Genomic DNA, 19,977 nt, shown 5'->3' on the forward strand with positions numbered 1-19,977 from the left:
GCCGAGCCGATTCACCCTAGCCTGTGTAGTTAAGCCCCCAGAACGTTACTGATTCGTTGAAGCGCCACCCGCGTCGTCTCCAGATCGGCCACCAAAGCGATGCGAAGATAGGGTTTTCCGGCCTTTTCACCATCATTTTCCGGCCGGGTCAGATAATTGCCCGGCAGGGTGCGGATGCCGGCCTCGCGCCACAATTTCAGCGCCACTGCCTCCGGATCGCCCACCTCGAGCCAAAGATAGAAGCCGCCCGGCGGACGGTAGAAGCCGAAGCGGTTGCCCAGGACGTTCTGCGCCATGTCGAATTTCTGGCGATAGAGCGCCCGGTTGGCCTCGACATGGGCCTCGTCATTCCACAACGCCGTGGAAGCCTCGACCACCGGCATCATCAGGCCGGCGCAGCCATAATTGCGCAACTTGATGAAGGCCTGGGTGATCTCGGGATCGCCGGCGCAGAAGCCCGAGCGCAGGCCCGGCGCACTGGAGCGCTTGGACAGCGAATGGAAGACCATGACGTTCTTCAGCGCATCTTTCGTGGCTTTGTTGCCGGTCAGCTTCATCGCCGCTTCCAGGCCGCCCGGCGGCGGTGTATCGACATAGATCTCGGCATAGCATTCATCGAAGGCGATGACGAAGTCATGCTCGCGCGCCAGTTCGATCAGGCGCGCCATGTAATCCAGGCTCGCCACCGTGCCCTGCGGATTGGCCGGTGTGCAAAGATAAAGCAGCGCCGTGCGCTGCAGGATGTCGCGCGGCAGGCTGGCGAAATCGGGCATGAAGCCGTTTTCGGGCAGGGCCGGCACGAAATACGGCTCGGCCCCGCAGGCGGCCGCTGCGCCGACATAGGCCTGGTAGAAGGGATTGGGCATCAGCACAATCGGCTTCTCACCTTTCGGGCCTTTCTTTTGTGGGATCACCACCTGCGCCACCATGAACAGGCCCTCGCGGGTGCCGTTCAGCGCCACGATCTGCTTTTCCGCATCGAGCAGACCATCGGGCAGATTGTAACGACGCTGCAGCCAGCCGGCGCAGGCGTTGCGCAGCTCGGGCGACCCGTTGGCGGTGGGATAACGGCTCAACGAGGACAGGTCGCGGGTCAGCGCCTCGTTCACGAAAGCCGGCATCGCATGCTGTGGCTCACCGATGGAGAGGTTGATCGGCGTGATACCCGGCGGCAGCGGCTCGGCATCGAGCAGCGCGCGCAGGCGCGTGAAGGGATAATCGGTAAGGAGATCGAGGCCGGGATTGAGCATGGCAGCATTCAAAAAGCAGGGCCGGACAGGCGACCATAAGTCGGCGAATCGGGCCGGTAAAACAGGATGCTGCAATCTACGGAACGGCGACTCCCCGGGCAAGCCGGGATAAACGCCCGGCTAGACAAGAAAAAGCCCGGCCGGATAACACCCGGCCGGGCCCGTCCTGACGGATAGCGGTTACTTCGCCGCCAGGAAGTCCTTCACCTCCAGCAGCACGAATTCGTTGTCGTCGCTCTTGCCGAGCTGACGACCCGACGAATACGGCAGGTTATTGTCGTTGCCGACGATGATGTGGCTTCCATCAACCACATCGACATTCTCGATGGTGAAGAAGGGGAAGGTCAGGCGCGGACCGCCCTCGCCCGTCTCGCCACCCTGCTTCGCCTTCCTGTTCGGATCGGCCATGTCCATCAGGTCGATATGGCCGACCTTCTTCACATAACCGTCAGAGTCGGTCTGGCTGAAGTCGATCTTGTAGACGCGCTTGAACTTGGCCGGGACATTGAAGCAATCCGGCTTCATCTCGCCCTTGCAGGCCTGCGCCGCGCCACCTTCGGTATCATCGCGCTCGATGATCATGCCGGTGCTGACGTCGATCATGTTGAAGTCGCCAATACTGTTGCCGTTGACTTCGAGGCGATATTTCCAGCTACGGCCGCTCCAGTCATTCTTGGCCAGGTCGAATTCCAGGATGCGCAGGTATTCCTTGCCATCAGCGCCCTTTTCGGTGGCATTCGTTGCCGCATCCCACAGCGCGCCCTCCAGCAGCGGATAAAGGAACTTGCCGTCCTTGCTGGCAGCCATGCCCTCGAAGCCCTTGCTGCGACGCGACTCGAAGGTCACCGCCGCCGGCGCACCGGGCGTGCGCACCATGTAATGATCCGGCGAACGCACCAGCTTGCCATTCACCTTGGTCTCGACGACCTGCTTCACCTTGCCCTTGCGGTCGGTAGCGATCAGGTAAGGACCGAATTCATCACCAAACCACAGCATGTCGCCGGCGATCTGCATCGATTCCAGATCGAAATCCGCGCCGGTGAGATAGCGCTTGGTCGTGCCCTCGTTGACGATCAGGAATGGCACCTTCTTATCCGGGTCATGCAGGAACAGCGTCTCGAAGCGCTGGGCCGTGCCGCCGGCGAAATCCAGCTTCAGGCGATGGAACATCAGCATGGCGTCGGGAGAATTGGCGCGGTTGCCAAAGCCGTTGTCGGTGACAACCAGGAATTCGCCGTTGCCCAGCGAGCGGATACCAGAGAAACCCTGCACCGGCTGACCCTTGAAGGGCAGGCTGATGCCGATCTTGCGCGGCGCATTCTTGTCCGACAACGCCGAGATGCCCTCCACGCTGTTCAGTTTGTCATTGCGCTGGGCACCGGTGAATTTCCCCGAGGTCTTCAGCGAGGCCGGCGCATCGGCCGGAGCATCGACAAAGCTCTGGGCCGGCAGGAAGACATGACCGGTGAGGGTGGCGCGGAACGGCTTGTCCTGGGCCATGGCGCCCGTCGTTGCCAGCAAGGCGGCGGACAGCAAAGCGAGTGTAGTCGGTTTCATATCAGACCCCTGTTTCAAATGTCAGAGGGAGTCCGTAATTGGGCTGCATGACACTGCGATGCAGGGTGCGTGACAGCGGCGTGACGATGTCTCGACGACTCGCGGATCGGCAGGATTTCTACGAACTGGCTTTCGAGGGCGGCGCATCCGGCGGCGCATCTGCTTCGGTACTGCCTTCCGGCGGATCCTGGGTCGGTGGCAGGCGCTTCTTCGCCTTGGGCTTGTCGTCGCCTTCATCGTCCTCGCGATCGCGCTCGATGAACACGGTCTGGGCGAAAGGAATGACGATGCCGCGCTCGTCGAAACGCACCTTCATGCGGCGGAAGAATTCGCGCTTCACACTCCATTGCGCACCAGCCAGGGTCTTGAAGCGCACCCGAATGATCACGCCGGCGGCGGCAATCTGCTCGACGCCGATGATTTCCAGCGGCTCCATGATCTTGGCCTGCCATTCCGGTTCGGCCCGCATACCTTCGGCCAACTCCTGCAGAGCGGCGATGACGGTATCGACATCTTCCTGATAGGCGACATTGGCGTCGATCACCGCATGGGCGAAGCCGCGCGTCATGTTCTTGACCTTGCTGACCTCGCTGAACGGGATCACATGCACGGTGCCGTCCATGTCACGCAGACGGATGGTGCGGATCGAGATATCCTCCACCACACCGGAATTGCCGCCCAGGTCAACCACGTCGCCGACCGAGATCGTCTCTTCGGCCAGAATGAAAATCCCGGTGATGACATCCTTCACCAGGGTCTGCGCGCCAAAGCCGATGGCGAGACCGATCACGCCGGCACCGGCCAGCAGCGGGGCGATATTGATGCCCAACTCCGACAGCACGATCAGGCAGGCGATCAGACCCAGCACAATGGAGACGAAACGCCGCAGCAGCGGCAGCAGCGTACGCACCCGGCTCGAGCGCATGCCAGGCTGGCCGTCGGGGCCGGGCCGCGTCAGGTAATATTCGATGCCGGCAGCCGTGGCTTCCCACAGCATCAGGGTGATCACGACAACCAGCACGATGGTAGTGATGCGCGCCACGATGTTGCGACCGGTGGCGCTATTCACCCAGTCGAGCGTATCGATGCCCCAGGCCTGCAGGATGGCAAAGACAGCCACGATGTAGAGCAGTAGCCGGAGGCCACCCAGAAAGACCGGCAGATAGCGGTTGGCGCGTGCTTCCAGGCCCGGGAAGCGGTGCCGTACATCCTCACGCACGGCGAACAGCCGGCCAAAGCCATGCTCGGCACCGAACAGCAGCGCCCGCACCACGATCAGGATCGCCACGGTGAACAGCGTGCCACGCAGGATGATCTGGAAGCCGCCGCTGACATCGAAGGCCCAGACGGCAAAGGTCGCGCCAATATAGAGCAGTGCCAGCACATGCCAGATATCGGCGGCACGCGCACGCAGCAAGCGCAGGGCATTGCTGCGCGCACTCTCATGCTCGCCCGACTCCACACCCCGGATGCGCTGTGCCACCGCCACGCGGTTCTGCAGCACCAGGATCGACAGCAGCAGCGCGAAGATGAAGCCGACCAGCGTGGCAATGGCATCAACGCCGTCTTCGGGGATGCGCACGCGGCGGGCGATGTGCACGGCGGCATAGCCGAACAGACCGACCGCACTCAGGCGGCGCAGCCAGACCTGGAAATAGGCGCCGCTCTCGCCATCCAGCCGCAGCAGCCGCGTCATGGCCGTATCGGGCGCCAGCAGCATCTGGCCGGCAATCTCGATGGCGCGCCAGGCGACGAAGGCCAGCACGATGATCTGCGCGATATCGCGCGTCAGGTTATTGGGCGCCAGCAGGATCAGCGTACCATAGGCCGTGGCGGCAAAAACGGCGGTCGGCACCAGCGCCACCAGCGCACGCAGCAGCACGAAGGTCAGCCCGAGCCAGACCGGGCCGGGCCGGTGCAATTCCAGCGTCGCCAGCGGCCGGCGGATCGCCATATAGGCCAGTGCCTGCATGGTGAGCGCGGCCACCAGCACGGCGCCCAGCTTCAGCAGCACATCGGTCCACAGCGCACGGCGCTTCGGATTCTCCACCTGCAGGGTCAGCCAGGTCTTCAGCGCCGGGATATCCGAGAACAATGCCCCCAACGCCGCAAAGCTGCTGCCGGCACGACGCATCTGGTCGACCACGGAATCGACGATGACGGCGCCCGGATCTTCGGGCTCGGGTGCGGCGGCCGGCTTGGCGGGCGCTGCTGCGGCCGGGGCGGGTGGCGGAGCCGGTTTCGGTTCAGCTGGCTGTGTCGGTGCGGGTGCGGATTTCTGCGCGGCACCCAGCGCGCGCAACGTGTCGATCAGCTTCCGGCGCTCGGTTTCGTTTTCGAGCTGGTCGGCCAGCGTGTTCAGTTCCGCAGGACTCAGACCCGTGGCCGGCACTGCGGATGGCTGGGCAGCCGGTTGCTGCGCCAGCGCCGGCAGGGCCGCCAGCAACAGGCCAAGCATGATCAGGAATGGAAGAATGCGGCGCGGCACGGCAGAGCAGTTCAGGGTCATGGGATCAATCGAGGTCGCAAATGTGGCGTCGCCATGGGGCATGGCGATGACGAAGTTATAACTTTTGGAGGGGAAAATGGTGCCCAGGGACGGAGTTGAACCGCCGACACGAGGATTTTCAGTCCTCTGCTCTACCAGCTGAGCTACCTGGGCACACACGCGCCGTTACGGCCTAAAAGTCCGTAACGGCGCGCGGTTATAGACAAAATCCCCACCCCTGTCCAGCCCCGGACAAAGGGGGCCGGACAGGGCCGGATTTACATGAATTTGGCCACGATATCGGTGGTCGACGTCTTGCCGATATCGTCGAAATGGGTGGCCAGGAAGGCCTCGGCCTTTTCGCGGCCAATGCCGCGCAGGTAGCACAGGAAATCCCAGTCCGGATTGAGCTTGCTCGAGACGCTGAACTTGGCCAACAGGTCCTCGGCATCGATGCTGTGCATGAACACGCGCGGATATTTGTCGCGGTTCAGCTCATTGGTATCCAGCAGGTTGGTCACGAACTGGATGGCGCGCATCTCGCGCATCAGGCTGGAATTCCAGCTCAGCGTATTGATGCGATCCAGGATCGCCGCCGCCGTATTCGGCACCTCAGGGATATTCACCGGGTTGATCTGCACGATCAGGATATCGTTCGTGCCCTTTTCGTAGATCAGCGGGAAGATCGGCGGATTGCCGCAATAGCCGCCATCCCAGTAGAAGTTGCCCTCCACTTCCACTGCCTGGAACAGGAACGGCAGGCAGGCCGAAGCCATCACGGCATCCGGCGTCACTTCATCGCGGTTGAACACGCGGATACGGCCGTTCTTCACGTTGGTGGCGCAGATGAACAGCTTGGCAGCGGTCTTGTTGGCGCGCAGCGCATCGAAATCCACCACCTCGGCGATGATGTCACGCAGCGGATTGATGTTCGCCGGATTGAGCTGATACGGCGACATCATCTGCGACAGCGAATTGAAGAAGTGGTACATCGGCGAGAAATCCATATTGCCGATGCTGAACATCTTGTCGATCGGGCTGGGCTGCAGCGGGCCCTTCTTGCCGGCTTCCGACGACTTGCGCCAGAACAGCTCAAGCAGTTCCTTGGCTTTGGCCGGACCACCAGCGCCCAGTCCATAGGCCGCCACGGCGGCGTTCATGGCACCCGCCGACGTGCCGACCAACGCCTCGATCTCGATGCGGTCATCCTCGAGCAGACGATCCAGCACACCCCAGGTGAATGCGCCATGCGCACCACCACCCTGCAGGGCCAACTTCAGACTTTTCTTTTTCATCGTCCCAGTCCCCCAAACCCCAAGAATGACAAGTGTCAGCCGCCCTGAATGGCCGCCCCCGGCGCATCCAGATGCAGGATCGTTTCGTTGCGCGGCAAATAGACCGCCAGATCACCGCTACGCAGCGCGGCATAGGCGGCTTGCAGGATCGCCGCCTTCATGATCACCAGCGCGCCGAAATTGTCGGTAAAGAAATAGATGCGCCAGATCATGACGACCGGCCGCATCTCGTGCAGCAGGATGATTGGCGCCGGATCGGACAGCACGCCATCGACCCCGAGCGCTGCCTCGCGCAGAACCCGCTGCAGTTCGACCTCGTCGAAACCGTATTGCAGCGGCACTTCCACGGAATCCAGATGCCGCACCTGCGGCCGGGTATGGTTGACCAGCTTGGCGCGGCCGATCACCGCATTCGGCACCACGACAAGGTCCATCGTACGGGTGCGTAGGTGGGTCGCACGCCAGTTGGTCATCAGCACGACGCCCTGCGTGCCGTCCATGGTGATCCAGTCGCCAGCCTTGAACGGACGCTCCAGATTGAGAGCGACGCCGGCGAAGATGTCGGTCAGCAGTTGCTGCAGGGCGAAGCCGATGATGATGGCAACCACGCCCGAAGTGGCGAACAGGCCGGTCGGCGCCTGGTCGAAGACCTCGACAGCGACAAAGCCGGCCGCGAGGACATACAGCATCACGTTGAACAGGTCGGTCAGCAGTTTGCGTTGGCGCGGCACACCCGACAGGCTCTGGCCATACATCCTGCGCCAGACGAAGAGCTCGAACCCGAGCGCCACCGCCCAAGCCAGGCTGAACCAGGCCAGCACGGCCAGTGGCTTGTCGAGCCACACCGGCAGGTAAGGCGAGATCAGCCATGTCCACATAAACGGAACATGACGCGGCTCGAGCACCGCGTAGATCAGTCCGATTGAGATGAGGAGCGCCCAGAGGAAGCGCCGAGTTTCGCGCGACATGGGCCGGACGTTACCGGTTTGCCGCATCAGGGGCCAGCGCTTTCATGGCTCTATTGGTAGACATCCGGCCATCACGTCCCCTTCACGCCCCGTCTTCACTATGTCATGCTGCGGGTTCGCGATCCTGTCGGACCCGTCATGACATTCTTCTCCACGCTCGCTTCCCTTCCCTTCAAGGTCACCCTGCTTCGCTCGGTCGGCGCGAAGATTTTTGCGGTGGCTGCCAGCCTGCTTGCCATCATGGTGCTGGTTGCCGTCATCGCGAGCCAGATGGCGCGGATCGTCAGCGACGAACTGACCCTGATCGAACGGCATTATATGCCGGCCTATGCAACGCTGGCGCGCGCCCATATCCGTTCGGTGGAAGAAGATCTCGCCCTGCGACGCCTGATTGTGCATGTCCGTTCGGGCGACATGACGACCAATGAGCACAACGAGGCCTATCGCGCCGATGTCTTCAAATCGATCGAAGGCGTCAGGACCGAGCTGGCGGCAACACGGGAGCACCTGCGCGCCCTGCTGGATAAGAACTCCTATTTCCACAACGATCAGGCCATCGCCCGCGTGGATGCCCAGATCGAAATGATGCTGGACATCTACAGCAAGGAAGAACGTGTGCTGGCTCCGGTGCTGGATGGCCTGGCCGCCCAGGACTGGCAGAAGGTCTATGCCCCGCTGGACGCCATAGAAGAGCGCAGCACCGAGGTGAACGACCGGCTGGAGCGATACCGCAACGACATGCGGCTCATCCTCGAAGGCGCTGCTTCGAGCGTGCGACAGTTCCAGGAAAACCTCATGCTGGCCAACATGATCGTGACCATCCTGGCCTGCGCGCTCGGCCTGGTCGCCGCCGGCTTCATCACCCGCAGCCTGGTCCGTCCGGTGAAGGCGCTGCTGCTGGGCGCCAAGCGGATCGAGGGCGGTTCGCTGGATGTCGACTTGCCGGTGTCGTCGCGCGACGAGATCGGCCAGCTAACCGCCAGCTTCAATGTGATGGTGGAAGAGCTGCGCAAGAAGGAGCGCATCCGCGACACCTTCGGCCGCTATATGGATCCTCGCATCGTCGAGGGCCTGCTGGACCGCCCCGACCTGGCCCACAGCGAGGGCGAGCGGCGCGTAATGACCGTGCTGTTCTGCGACATGCAGGGCTTCACGGCCTTGAGCGAGCGCCTGTCGCCAGCCGCGCTGCTGGCAGTGGTGAACCGCTATCTGACCCTGATGTCGCAGCCAGTGCGCGAGCATAACGGCGTGATCGACAAGTATATCGGCGACGCCATCATGGCTTACTGGGGGCCTCCCTTCGTGCCCGGCGACCGTCAAGCCATCATGGCCTGCGAAGCCGCACTGGACATGGTGAAGCAACTGGAAAGCTTCAACGCCGAGCTGCCTGACCTGATCGGCATGCGCGGCAACCTGCCCAAGATTAACATCCGCATCGGCATTGCCACCGGCGAGATGCTGGTCGGTTCGATCGGTTCGGAATTCTCGCAGAGCTATTCCGTGCTGGGCGACAGCGTCAACCTGGCCTCGCGCCTGGAAGCCGCCAACAAGAGCTACGGCACCCGCATCATGATCAACACGCAGACCTACAACATGCTGGGCGATCAGTTCGCCTTGCGCGAGATCGACATGATGCGCGTGGTGGGCAAGACCGAGCCGGAGCGCGTCTACGAACTCTATGGCCCCGCTGAATCCACGCAGCGCGATCGCGATGCGGTCTTTGCCGAGGGGCTCGCCGCCTATCGTCGCGGCGACTGGACGGTAGCGCGCCGACATCTGGAGCAGGCCAGCGGCGATCCACTAGCCCAGGCCTTCCTGACGCGCATCACGATCCTGGAAAAGGACACGCCGGAAGCCTGGGATGGTATCTGGACCATGACCCAGAAATAGGCCGACCCGCCGCCCGCTCGCATCAGGCTGGACAACCCCTCCACACCCATCATATCAGTTCGCTGCGACCGTCCGTCAGCCACAGAGCCTGCGTATGACCGATTCAACCATTGCCGTTGCCGGCCTTGCCAAGACCTATGGTCAGGCCGAGACGCTGGTGCGCGCCGTGGATGGCATCGATTTCTCGGTACCGGCCGGGAGTGTGACGGCCCTGCTGGGTGGCAACGGCGCCGGCAAGACCACCACTATCGCCATGCTGCTCGGCCTGCTGAAGCCCTCTGCCGGCAGCATCACCATCCTGGGTACCGACATGCTGCGCGAGCGGCATCGCATCCTGCCGCGCCTGAATTTCTCATCGCCCTATGTCGATCTGCCGCATCGCCTGACCGTGCGGCAGAACCTGCATGTCTTCGCCGGACTCTATGCCGTGCCGCGGGCCGCCGACCGTATTGCGCAACTGGCACAGGAACTGGACTTCGCCGTCCTGCTGGACCGCCCGGCCGGGGCGCTCTCAGCCGGCCAGAAGACCCGCGTGGCACTCGCCAAGGCGCTGATCAACCTGCCCGACATCCTGCTGCTGGATGAACCGACAGCCTCGCTCGATCCCGATACCGCTGACTGGGTGCGCAGCCTGCTGGAACGTTATCGCGCCGAACGCGGCACCACGATCCTGCTGGCTTCGCATAACATGGGCGAAGTCGAGCGGCTGTGCGACCAAGTGCTGATGATGAAACAGGGCCGCATTGTTGATCGCGGCACCGCGCCGGAACTGATCGGCCGCTACGGCCGACGCAATCTGGAAGAAGTCTTCCTCGACATCGCACGCGGCCAGGGCAAGGCCGCCGCCATGGCAGGAGTATCGGCATGAGCGCGCAAGGGGGCGAAATCAGCTGCAGCCTGCAGCGTATCGGCGCCATGTTGCGCCGGCACTGGTATCTGCTGTCGGGCTCCTGGACCCGCATCACCGAGTTGATCTACTGGCCCGCCGTGCAAATGATCATGTGGGGCTTTCTCACCCAGTTCCTGGCGAGCAAGACCTCGTATGTGGCACAGGCCTTTGGTGTCTTCCTGGCCGGCATGATGCTGTGGGATTCGATGTTCCGCGTGCAGCTTGGCGTCGCCATCTCCTTCCTGGAGGAGATGTGGTCGCGCAATCTGGGCAACCTGTTCGTCAGTCCGCTGCGTCCCAGCGAGTTCGCGGCCTCCGTGCTGCTGATGGGCCTGCTGCGCACCCTGGTCGGCATGATCCCGGTCAGCGTGATGGCCTGGCTGTTCTTCGACTTCTCGGTCTATGGCATGGGCATCGGGCTGGCCGGCTTCTTCTTCAGCCTCACCATGTTCGGCTGGGCCATCGGCATCGCGGTCTGCGGCCTGATCATGCGCCATGGCCTCGGCGCCGAGAGCGCGGCCTGGGGCGCGATGTTCCTGATCCTGCCGGTGGCGGCCGTCTATTATCCGGTGAGCGTATTGCCGGCCTGGCTGCAGCCGGTCGCCTGGGCGATGCCGCCCGCGTATGTCTTCGAGGGCATGCGCGCGCTGCTGGTTGACGGCGTGCTGCGGCATGATCTGCTGGTGGCGGCCTTCGCGCTCAACGCGCTGTATCTGGCGCTGGGCTTTGCCGCCTTCCTGGCCCTGTTCGAGGCCGCACGCCGTCGCGGCCTGTTACTGGGCCAGGGTGAGTAAGGTCACGCCTTCAGTCATCAGCCGGCCGAGCAGCCGCATCGGTAGCAGCGTGAACAGGCCAGGGATCACCAGGGCACCGAAGAAGATCGCGATCATCGCCCGGCGATGGGTCGAAACCTTGCGGCGACGGATCGCCAGGATGGCGGCCGGCACCGTCACCAGCACCAGAATGCTCAAGGCATGGATCGGGCTGTAGCTGCCGCTGATGCCGGTAATCCAGAAGGAACTGACGGCTGCCGTGAGCATCAGGCCGACCCAGATCCAGCCCAGCAGACGATGCGATCCGGTGCCTTTGCGCCGAATCAGCATCATGGTTCCCAGCCCAAGCGCCAGAATTGTGGCGGCAAGATGGATATGAACCGCAGGGCCAGCCGTTAGGAGGGGCATTAAATTCATGCCCGCAGCCTGCGCCGCCCCCTGCAAAAGGGCCAGCGGGTTGCTATACTCCTGTGACTGCGATCACCGGTTTTCCGGGGATTAGCCGTCTTCATAATTTAAGGAATTGCCGTGAGCGCCACCATTGCCCTGGTCGATGACGACCGCAATATCCTCACCTCGGTTTCCATTGCGCTGGAAGCGGAAGGCTACAAGGTCCGTACTTACAACGACGGCGCCGAAGCCCTGCGCCATCTGACCCAGCAGACGCCGGATCTGGTGATCCTCGATATCAAGATGCCACGCCTCGACGGCATGGAAACGCTTGGCCGGCTCCGTCGCGTCAGCCAGGTGCCCGTGATCTTCCTGACGTCCAAGGATGAGGAGATCGATGAAGTGCTGGGCCTGAAGATGGGCGCTGACGACTACATCACCAAGCCCTTCAGCCAGCGCCTGCTGATCGAACGCATCAAGGCGGTGCTGCGCCGCGCCGAGGCGAACCGCCCGGGTGCCGAGGAGACATCAGCCGACAAGATGATCATCCGTGGCCCGCTGGCGCTCGATCCGGCACGGCATCGCTGCACCTGGAAGGGCGAGGACGTCACCCTGACCGTGACGGAATTCTTGCTGCTCGAGGCACTGGCCCAGCGCCCCGGCCATGTGAAAAACCGCGACCAGCTGATGGATGCGGCCTATGACGACAATGTCTATGTCGACGATCGCACCATCGACAGCCACATCAAGCGGCTGCGCAAGAAGTTCAAGTCGATCGACGACGACTTTGATTCGATCGAGACGCTGTATGGCGTCGGCTATCGCTTCAAGGAACAGGCCGCCTGATCAGCCGGTGCTGAGGGAAGCATGACCACGGAGATGCGGCGGTGAGCGAACAGCGCCAGCGGCGGCGACTCATGTCGCCGCTGACCCGCCGCATTCTGCTGATCAATCTGGCGGCGCCGCTGGCGCTGGTGCTGGCCTTCTTCTATCTCGACCAGTTCCGCCTCAGCCTGATCGACACCCGCATCAATGCACTGCGCTACGAGGCCAACCTGATCGCAGGCGCTTTGGGCGAATCCGCCATCTCGCCCATCGAGTTCGCTCCGACGCTGGAGCCGGAACTGGCGCGCCAGCTGATGCGCCGCCTGGCCACGCAATCCAGCGCCCGGGCCCGGTTGTTTGATGCCGAAGGCGAACTGCTCGCCGACAGCCGCCTGCTGCTGGCGGCCGGCCGCGGCGTGGTCACGCGCCAGCTGGCGCCGCCAAATATCGACACCCCCTGGGAAGAAGCACTGGTCAGCCTTTATGACAACATCAACGCGCTGTTCATGACGACGCTGCAGCTGCCTGCTTATGTCGAGCTGCCATTCACTCATGCCAACGATTACCCGGAAGCGCGACGCGCCCTCTATGGCGAGAGCAGCGAACAGCTGCGCGACCTCCCCGATGGCCGCATCATGCTGTCGGTCGCCGTGCCAGTGCAGGGCCTGCGCAAGGTTGTCGGCGCCCTGCTGCTGAACATCGATTCCGCCGAACTGGATGCCCGTGTGCGCGAGGAACGGCTGGGCGTGCTGAAGATTTTCGTCGCCGTGCTGGGCTTCACCGTGCTGGCCTCGCTGTATCTGGCCGGCGCCATCGTGCGGCCGATCCATCGCCTGGCCGAGGCCGCCGAGCGCATCCGCGCCGCCAAGGGCCGCATCGCGCATCTGTCGCTGCCCGACTTCTCAAACCGCCAGGATGAGATCGGCGACCTGTCCATCGTGCTGCGCGCCATGACCGCCGCGCTGTCGCAACGCCTGGATGCCATCGAGAAATTCGCCGCCGATGTCTCGCATGAAATCAAGAATCCGCTGACCTCGCTGCGCAGCGCCATGGAAACCTTCATGCGCACCGAAAAACCGGAACTGCGTGCGCGGCTGCTGGCGGTGATGCAGGATGACGTGCGTCGCATGGATCGCCTGATCACCGATATTTCCGGCGCATCGCGCCTGGATTCCGAACTGGCGCGCGCGGCGGCACAGACCATCGATATCGCCGGCATGCTGCAATCGGTGATCGAACCCTATGCCACCCGGCTGGCTGATACCGGGCCGCGCATCGATCTGAAACTGGTCGAGCCCGGCCCCTATCTGGCCCCCGGTTTCGAGGATCGTCTGGGCCAAGTGGCGCGCAACCTGATCGACAATGCGATTTCCTTCAGTCCGCCGCAGGGCACGATCACCGTCACGGTGAAACGCGAGCCACGCCATATCGTCTTCAGCATCACCGACGAAGGCCCTGGCATTCCCGAGGAAAACCGGGAGTCCATCTTCGAACGCTTCTACAGCGAACGCCCATCGGCCGAAGCTTTCGGGCTGCATTCCGGCCTTGGCCTGTCGATCGCCCGCCAGATCGTGCAGTCGCTGGGCGGACAAATTCATGCCGAGAACCGCGATGACGGCCCCGCCGGTGCCCGCTTTGTGGTGCGACTGCCGCTTTAGGCGCCGGTATTAACCAACCCGGCATATTACAGCCCGTATCCACGACAGGGTGTATTGACAGTGCACGGAGCGGGCGGCAGGCTGCGCGCCCATGCTGACTGTCCACGCAACCTGTGTGGCGATTGCCGGCGAGGCGGTGCTGCTGCGCGGCCCCTCGGGCGCCGGAAAATCCGACCTCGCGCTCCGCCTGATCGATGGCACTGCCGGTGTCGGCCTTGTGGCCGACGACCGCACAGCCCTGTCGCGCGACGGGCTGCGCGTAATCGCATCCGCGCCAGACAGCATCCGCGGCCTGCTGGAAATCCGCGGCCTGGGTCCGGTCCGCGTCATCGCCGCCGCGCCTACGCCGGTGGCCCTGATCATCGACCTCGTGCCCATGGCCGATGTGCCGCGCCTGCCCGATCCCGATTTTGAAGCGCTGGCCGATGTCAGGCTGCCGAGACTGTCGCTGCATGCCTTTGAAGCCAGCGCACCGGCCAAGGTGAAATGGGCCCTGGCCCGTGCCGCCACCGGCCGTCTGTTCGAGCCCGATGAAGCCGGCGACGACGCCACCGTCATCCGCTTCCGGCACAAGGCCTGATCCCGTGACCGCCACGCCCCATGCCGCAGAGCCGGTCCGCGTCGTTCTCGTCAGCGGCCTGTCGGGTGCCGGCAAGACCACCGCGCTGAAAGTCCTGGAAGACATGGGCTATGAGGCGGTCGACAACCTGCCGATGGCGCTGCTGCGCGGCCTGGCCGCGCCCGAAGATGAAATCGCCGCCGCGCCGCGCCGCGGCATTGCCATCGGCATCGACAGCCGCACCCGCGGTTTCCAACCGGACGCCGTCATCGGCCTGATCGCCGAATTGAAGCAGCGCCCCGACCTCGCCGTGCAGCTGCTGTATTTCGACTGCAACGACGACGTGCTGCTCAAGCGCTTCACGGCGACCCGCCGCCGCCATCCGCTGGCCGCCGATCGCCCGGTCGCGGACGGCATCGCCGCCGAACGCCGGTTGATGCAGCCGCTGCAAAGTGAAGCCGATCTCGTGCTGGATACCTCGACGCTGGCGCTGCCCGAATTCCGGCAGATGATGGCGGCCCAGTTCGCCCTGGATGCCCAATCCGGCCTCAGCCTCATGGTGATCTCGTTTTCCTACAAACTCGGCCTGCCGCGCGAAGCCGACCTGGTGTTCGACGTGCGCTTCCTGCGTAATCCGCATTACGATGATGCCCTGCGCCCGCAAACCGGCATCGAACCGGCGGTGGCCGGCTATGTCACGGCTGATCCTGGCTATGACGGGTTTTTCGGCCGGCTCACCGGCATGGTCGAAAGCCTGCTGCCCCGGTATGCCGCCGAGGGTAAACGTTACCTGACCATCGCCATCGGTTGCACAGGGGGGCGGCACCGCTCCGTTGTGGTTGCCGAGGCCCTGGGCAAGCACTTGCGCGAAACCGGCCAACGTGTCGATATCCGCCATCGCGACCGGGAACTGGCTAGCGCCTGACCCAGTTGCATAGGATCCCCAGCCTTATGATCAGCCACAAGATCGATAGCGTCCCATGATCGGTATTGTCGTCGTCACCCACGGCCGCCTGGCCGAGGAATTCATCCATGCCACAGAGCATGTCGTCGGACCGCAGAAGAACCTGCGCGCCGTCTGCATCGGACCGGAAGACGACATGGAACAGCGTCGCGCCGACATCCTGGCGGCCGTGGCCGCCGTCGACGCCGGCAAGGGCGTGATCGTCCTGACCGATATGTTCGGCGGCACGCCGTCCAACCTGGCCATCTCGATCATGGACCAGGCCAAGGTGGAAGTGATCGCCGGCGTGAACCTGCCGATGCTGATCAAGCTGGCCAGCGTGCGCGGCAAGGCTGAATTGCAGGCCGCCGTCACTGCCGGCCAGGAGGCCGGCCGCAAATATATCAACGTTGCCTCCAAGCTGCTCGCGGGAGAGTCAGCCTGATGACTGCCTCGACCATGAGCGGCGACGCGCTCACCCGCAGCGTGACGATCCCGAACCAGCGCGGCCTGCATGCCCGAGCCGCGGCCAAGTTCGTCCAGGTGGTCGCCAAATTCCCGCAGACCCGCATTCAGGTCTCCAAGGACGGCCAGACCGTCAACGGGGAATCAATCATGGGGCTGATGATGCTGGCCGGCACCCAGGGCAGCAGCATCGACATCGCCGTTACCGGCACCGAGGCCCAGGCCGCCCTAGAGGCCCTGATCGCCCTGGTCGAGGGGAAATTCGGCGAACCGGAATAGGGCTTCGGGGGTCAGCCCCCGAAAGGTCATATTCCTATATAAAGATTTCTTTATATAAGGCTGGACAGGCCCGCCCGCCCCCTGCTATACCGCGCCCAGTCTGAAATCTCGCCAACTGGAGCTGCGGAAATGAGCGCGGATTATATCGTCAAGGACATCGGTCTGGCCGACTGGGGCCGCAAGGAACTGGATATGGCCGAGACCGAAATGCCCGGTCTGATGGCCACCCGCGCCGAATTCGGCAAGTCGCAGCCGCTCAAGGGCGCCCGTATTGCCGGCTCGCTGCACATGACGATCCAGACCGCCGTGCTGATCGAAACCCTGCAGGCGCTGGGCGCCGACATCCGTTGGGCCTCGTGCAACATCTATTCGACCCAGGACCACGCCGCTGCCGCCATCGCCAAGGCCGGCATTCCGGTCTTCGCCGTGAAGGGCGAGACGCTGGAAGAATACTGGGACTACACCCACAAGATCTTTGAATGGGCCGATGGTGGCGCCCCGAACATGATCCTCGACGACGGCGGCGACGCCACCCTGCTGATCCATCTGGGCATGCAGGCCGAGAAGGACGCCTCGGTGATTTCCAAGCCGACCAATGAGGAAGAAACCGTCCTCTATGCCGCGATCGCCAAGAAGCTGAAGTCCTCGCCGGGCTGGTATTCCAAGATGGGCACCGCCATCAAGGGCGTGACCGAGGAAACCACCACCGGCGTGCATCGCCTGTACATCATGGCCAAGGAAGGCCGCCTGCTGTTCCCGGCGATCAACGTGAACGACAGCGTGACCAAGTCGAAGTTCGACAACCTCTATGGCTGCCGCGAAAGCCTGGTCGACGGCATCCGCCGCGGCACCGACGTCATGATGGCCGGCAAGATCGCCGTCATCGCCGGCTACGGCGACGTGGGCAAGGGCTCGGCCGCGTCGCTGCGCAATGCCGGCTGCCGCGTCATGGTCACCGAAATCGATCCGATCTGCGCCCTGCAGGCGGCGATGGAAGGCTATGAGGTCGTGACCATGGAAGACGCTGCCCCGAAGGGCGACATCTTCGTCACCGCCACCGGCAATCTCGACGTCATCACCATCGACCATATGCGCGCTATGAAGCATCGCGCGATCGTGTGCAACATCGGTCACTTCGACTCTGAGATCCAGATCGGCGCGCTGAAGAACATGAAGTGGCACAATGTGAAGCCGCAGGTGGACGAGGTCGAGTTCCCCGGCAAGAAGCGCATCATCGTTCTGTCGGAAGGCCGCCTCGTGAACCTGGGCAACGCCACCGGCCACCCGAGCTTCGTGATGAGCGCCTCCTTCACCAATCAGGTGCTGGCGCAGATCGAACTCTGGACCAACCCGGGCAAGTACGAAAAGCAGGTCTACACCCTGCCGAAGCATCTGGACGAGAAGGTCGCCAGCCTGCATCTGGAGAAGGTCGGCGCCAAGCTGACCAAGCTGACCCCGGTGCAGTCGAAGTATCTCGGTATTGCCGAGAAGGGCCCGTTCAAGCCGGACCACTATCGCTACTAATTGATGGCGACGAATCGTTCGTCATGCGCAAAGGCCGGGCTTGTCCCGGCCTTTGTCATTTTAACGCCTTGTCTTGGCCCCCTGAGGTGTCGATAGTGACCGGCATGTCTGGGGCTGCGGAGACTTTGGCGTGAACGATACCGTGTGGCTGGCGGCTGTTGCCGCTGCCGCCGGCGTGGCCGGCTGGCAGGGCTGGCGTGCGCGTGGTCTTGCCGAAAAGCTGCACGTCGCTGAAGCCGAAACCGCCGCCACGCAGATCGCCCGCGAAGGCGAGCGCAAGGCCGCCCTCGCCTTGCAACAGCGACTGGACGCCCTGCTTGCCGACAATGAAACCCTGCAGGAAGCCGAGGCGCAGGCCAAGAGCCTGCTGGATGCCGCCCCCTTCCCGATCTGGCGCCGTGATGCGCAGAGCCGCCTGATCTGGGTCAACGCACGCTACGCCGTGCTGGCCGAAACGACTGCCGAGGATGCCGTCAACCGTGGCCTGGAACTGGCCTCTGCCCATGACCTGGACCAGCCGCGCGATCTGGCGGTGGCCGCCCGCGAGGCCGCCACGCTGAAATCGGAGGAGCGCCGCTTCGTCGCCGAAGGCGACCGCCGCAATTACCGTATCTTCGAACAGCCGGCCGGCGAAGGCACCCTGGGCTTTGCGCAGGACATCACACCTGAAGCTGACGCACGCGGCCAGCTGCGCCGCCATATGGAAGCCCATATGGAAGTGCTGCGCACCATCTCGACGGCGACCGCCATCTATGGCCCCGACAAGAAGCTGCTGATCTGGAACCGCGCCTATGCGCGCCTGTGGCAGCTGGATGAAGCCTGGCTCGAATCCCGCCCCGGCTTCGGCGAGATTCTGGAACATCTGCGCGCCGACCGCCGCCTCCCCGAACAGATCGACTGGCAGGCCTACAAGCGCAGCCAGCTCAACCTGTTCACCTCGGTGATCGAGCGGCAGGAAGAACTGATCCACCTGCCCGATGGCTCGACGCTGCGGCTGGTGATCAGCGCCTATCCGTCGGGTGGTTTGCTGTTTGCCTATGACGACGTGACGCGACAGCTCACACTGGAACGCGCCACCAACACCATGATCGCCGTGCAGCGCGCAACGCTGGATCATCTGTACGAAGCCGTGGTCGTGTATGGCTCGGACGGCCGCATCTCGCTGTATAACCGCGCCTTCGCCCAGCTCTGGCAGATCGACCCCGACATCCTGAACCGCCAGCCGCATATCACCGAAGTGATGGAAGCGGCCCGGCCGCTGATGCAACGCGGCCCCGACTGGGCGCAGCTGCGCGAGCGCCTGATCGACAGCTTCTCCAGCCGCAAATCCACTCGCGGCCGGCTGGAGCGCGGTGACGGCACCGTGATCGACTATGCCTCGGTTCCACTGCCCGACGGCGCGGTGCTCTATACCTATCTCGATGTCAGTGCCAGCATCCGTATCGAGCGCGCGCTGCGCGAGCGCAACGAGGCGCTGGAACGCACCGACCGCATGAATGCCGCCTTCATCAGCAACATCACGCATGACCTGCGCTCGCCGCTCGGCACGCTGATCAGCATGACGGAAGTGCTGTCGCAGGGCATCCTGGGGCCGATGAACGCGCGGCAGGAGGAATACTGCGCCGACATCATGAAAACCTCGCGCGATCTGCTGCGTCTGCTCGACGACATCATCGCCATCGCCACCATCGAGGTCGGTCAGATGGCGCTGGAGCCCGAGCCGATTGCTCTGGATGCACTGTGGCAGGATGAAGCCGCCGTCTGGCGGGATCTGGCCGATCGCCGCGCCATCCAGCTCACCATGCCCGACAGCAGCCGGAGTGGCACGATCATCAGCGGCGACGGCCAGCGCCTGCGCCAGGCACTGGACAGCGTCATGGCCGCCGTCCTGGACGGGACTCCGCAGGGCGGCCAGGTCGCCTTCGGCCTGACCAGCCATGGCCGGGACCATATCTGCCTGCGGATCGAAAGCCACAGCGGGGGCCTGAGCCCGGTTCAGCCGCGACAGCTATTCGCCGATCTGGTTGATCCGCCGGAACACCGCCGGGCCAATGCCGATCTGTCGCTGATCGTGGCGCGGGGCCTGTTCGACCTGCATGGTGCCCGTCTGCGGCTGGCCGGCGACCAGGATGGCCAGCAGGCGGTGGAAATCCTGCTGCCCTGCCAGTCCGATGACGCCCCTGCGGACGCGATTGCGGCCCTGACAGGCCGTCAGTAGACTCGG

17 protein-coding genes and 1 tRNA gene are annotated in these 19,977 nt (G+C 63.6%); 11 read left to right on the forward strand and 7 right to left on the reverse strand.

The annotated features are described in order from the left end of the window. Positions 1–29: 29 nt before the first annotated feature. The 6 genes from AC1RRE_RS16290 to AC1RRE_RS16315 all read right to left on the reverse strand — a co-directional run bounded on the left by AC1RRE_RS16290 (position 30) and on the right by AC1RRE_RS16315 (position 7,558). Positions 30–1,250 carry an aminotransferase class I/II-fold pyridoxal phosphate-dependent enzyme gene (locus AC1RRE_RS16290; protein WP_492982352.1) on the reverse strand — a complete coding sequence of 407 codons (1,221 nt, stop codon included), beginning with the start codon at positions 1,248–1,250 and terminating at the stop codon, positions 30–32. A gap of 180 nt (positions 1,251–1,430) precedes the next feature. Next, positions 1,431–2,807: an esterase-like activity of phytase family protein gene (locus tag AC1RRE_RS16295; RefSeq protein WP_492982354.1), complete on the reverse strand. Its 1,377-nt coding sequence runs from the start codon at positions 2,805–2,807 to the stop codon at positions 1,431–1,433. Between the two features lie 118 nt (positions 2,808–2,925). Continuing rightward, positions 2,926–5,316: a mechanosensitive ion channel domain-containing protein gene (locus AC1RRE_RS16300; protein ID WP_492982356.1), complete on the reverse strand. Its 2,391-nt coding sequence runs from the start codon at positions 5,314–5,316 to the stop codon at positions 2,926–2,928. Positions 5,317–5,393: 77 nt separating this feature from the next. Then, positions 5,394–5,469 (reverse strand) — tRNA-Phe (locus tag AC1RRE_RS16305). A gap of 104 nt (positions 5,470–5,573) precedes the next feature. Then, on the reverse strand, positions 5,574–6,590 hold the full coding sequence (locus AC1RRE_RS16310) for a patatin-like phospholipase family protein (protein ID WP_492982357.1): 1,017 nt from the start codon (positions 6,588–6,590) through the stop codon (positions 5,574–5,576). A 35-nt stretch (positions 6,591–6,625) separates the two neighbouring features. Continuing rightward, entirely contained in the window at positions 6,626–7,558 is a 933-nt protein-coding gene (locus AC1RRE_RS16315) for a mechanosensitive ion channel family protein (RefSeq protein WP_492982359.1), read from the reverse strand. 138 nt (positions 7,559–7,696) lie between these two features. Between AC1RRE_RS16315 and AC1RRE_RS16320 the strand changes: the two genes are divergently transcribed. From AC1RRE_RS16320 to AC1RRE_RS16330, 3 genes are all read left to right on the forward strand, one after another. Continuing rightward, complete coding sequence (locus AC1RRE_RS16320) at positions 7,697–9,448, forward strand: adenylate/guanylate cyclase domain-containing protein (protein ID WP_492982361.1); 1,752 nt, start codon at positions 7,697–7,699, stop codon at positions 9,446–9,448. Between the two features lie 94 nt (positions 9,449–9,542). Further along, positions 9,543–10,316, forward strand: a complete 774-nt coding sequence (locus AC1RRE_RS16325) for an ABC transporter ATP-binding protein (RefSeq protein ID WP_492982363.1) — start codon at positions 9,543–9,545, stop codon at positions 10,314–10,316. Next, a complete protein-coding gene (locus AC1RRE_RS16330) occupies positions 10,313–11,131 on the forward strand; it encodes an ABC transporter permease (protein ID WP_492982365.1) in 819 nt (272 codons plus the stop codon). The genes AC1RRE_RS16325 and AC1RRE_RS16330 overlap by 4 nt, the downstream gene beginning before the upstream one ends. Here the strand turns inward: AC1RRE_RS16330 and AC1RRE_RS16335 are convergent. Beyond that, positions 11,111–11,527, reverse strand: a complete 417-nt coding sequence (locus AC1RRE_RS16335; protein WP_492982367.1) for a DUF2306 domain-containing protein — start codon at positions 11,525–11,527, stop codon at positions 11,111–11,113. The two genes, AC1RRE_RS16330 and AC1RRE_RS16335, sit on opposite strands and share 21 nt — an antisense overlap. A gap of 111 nt (positions 11,528–11,638) precedes the next feature. Between AC1RRE_RS16335 and AC1RRE_RS16340 the strand changes: the two genes are divergently transcribed. The 8 genes from AC1RRE_RS16340 (at position 11,639) to AC1RRE_RS16375 (ending at position 19,971) form a co-directional block, all read left to right on the forward strand. Further along, positions 11,639–12,346 (forward strand): response regulator transcription factor, encoded by a 708-nt coding sequence (locus AC1RRE_RS16340; RefSeq protein ID WP_492982369.1) that lies wholly within the window; start codon positions 11,639–11,641, stop codon positions 12,344–12,346. Positions 12,347–12,387: 41 nt separating this feature from the next. Continuing rightward, a complete protein-coding gene (locus AC1RRE_RS16345; RefSeq protein WP_492982371.1) occupies positions 12,388–13,983 on the forward strand; it encodes a sensor histidine kinase in 1,596 nt (531 codons plus the stop codon). A gap of 91 nt (positions 13,984–14,074) precedes the next feature. Next, positions 14,075–14,563, forward strand: coding sequence for an HPr kinase/phosphorylase (locus tag AC1RRE_RS16350; RefSeq protein ID WP_492982373.1), 489 nt, complete (start codon positions 14,075–14,077; stop codon positions 14,561–14,563). Between the two features lie 4 nt (positions 14,564–14,567). Next, positions 14,568–15,467 (forward strand): RNase adapter RapZ, encoded by a 900-nt coding sequence (gene rapZ / locus AC1RRE_RS16355; protein WP_492982374.1) that lies wholly within the window; start codon positions 14,568–14,570, stop codon positions 15,465–15,467. 55 nt (positions 15,468–15,522) lie between these two features. Beyond that, entirely contained in the window at positions 15,523–15,930 is a 408-nt protein-coding gene (locus AC1RRE_RS16360; RefSeq protein ID WP_492982376.1) for a PTS sugar transporter subunit IIA, read from the forward strand. Then, entirely contained in the window at positions 15,930–16,229 is a 300-nt protein-coding gene (locus AC1RRE_RS16365) for an HPr family phosphocarrier protein (RefSeq protein WP_492982378.1), read from the forward strand. Before AC1RRE_RS16360 ends, AC1RRE_RS16365 begins: the two co-directional genes overlap by 1 nt. Positions 16,230–16,358: 129 nt before the next feature. Beyond that, positions 16,359–17,753, forward strand: a complete 1,395-nt coding sequence (ahcY, locus tag AC1RRE_RS16370; protein WP_492982380.1) for an adenosylhomocysteinase — start codon at positions 16,359–16,361, stop codon at positions 17,751–17,753. A gap of 130 nt (positions 17,754–17,883) precedes the next feature. Continuing rightward, on the forward strand, positions 17,884–19,971 hold the full coding sequence (locus AC1RRE_RS16375; protein WP_492982382.1) for a PAS domain-containing sensor histidine kinase: 2,088 nt from the start codon (positions 17,884–17,886) through the stop codon (positions 19,969–19,971). Positions 19,972–19,977: the final 6 nt, after the last annotated feature.

This window comes from Ferrovibrio sp. GW821-FHT12D07 (assembly GCF_058807275.1).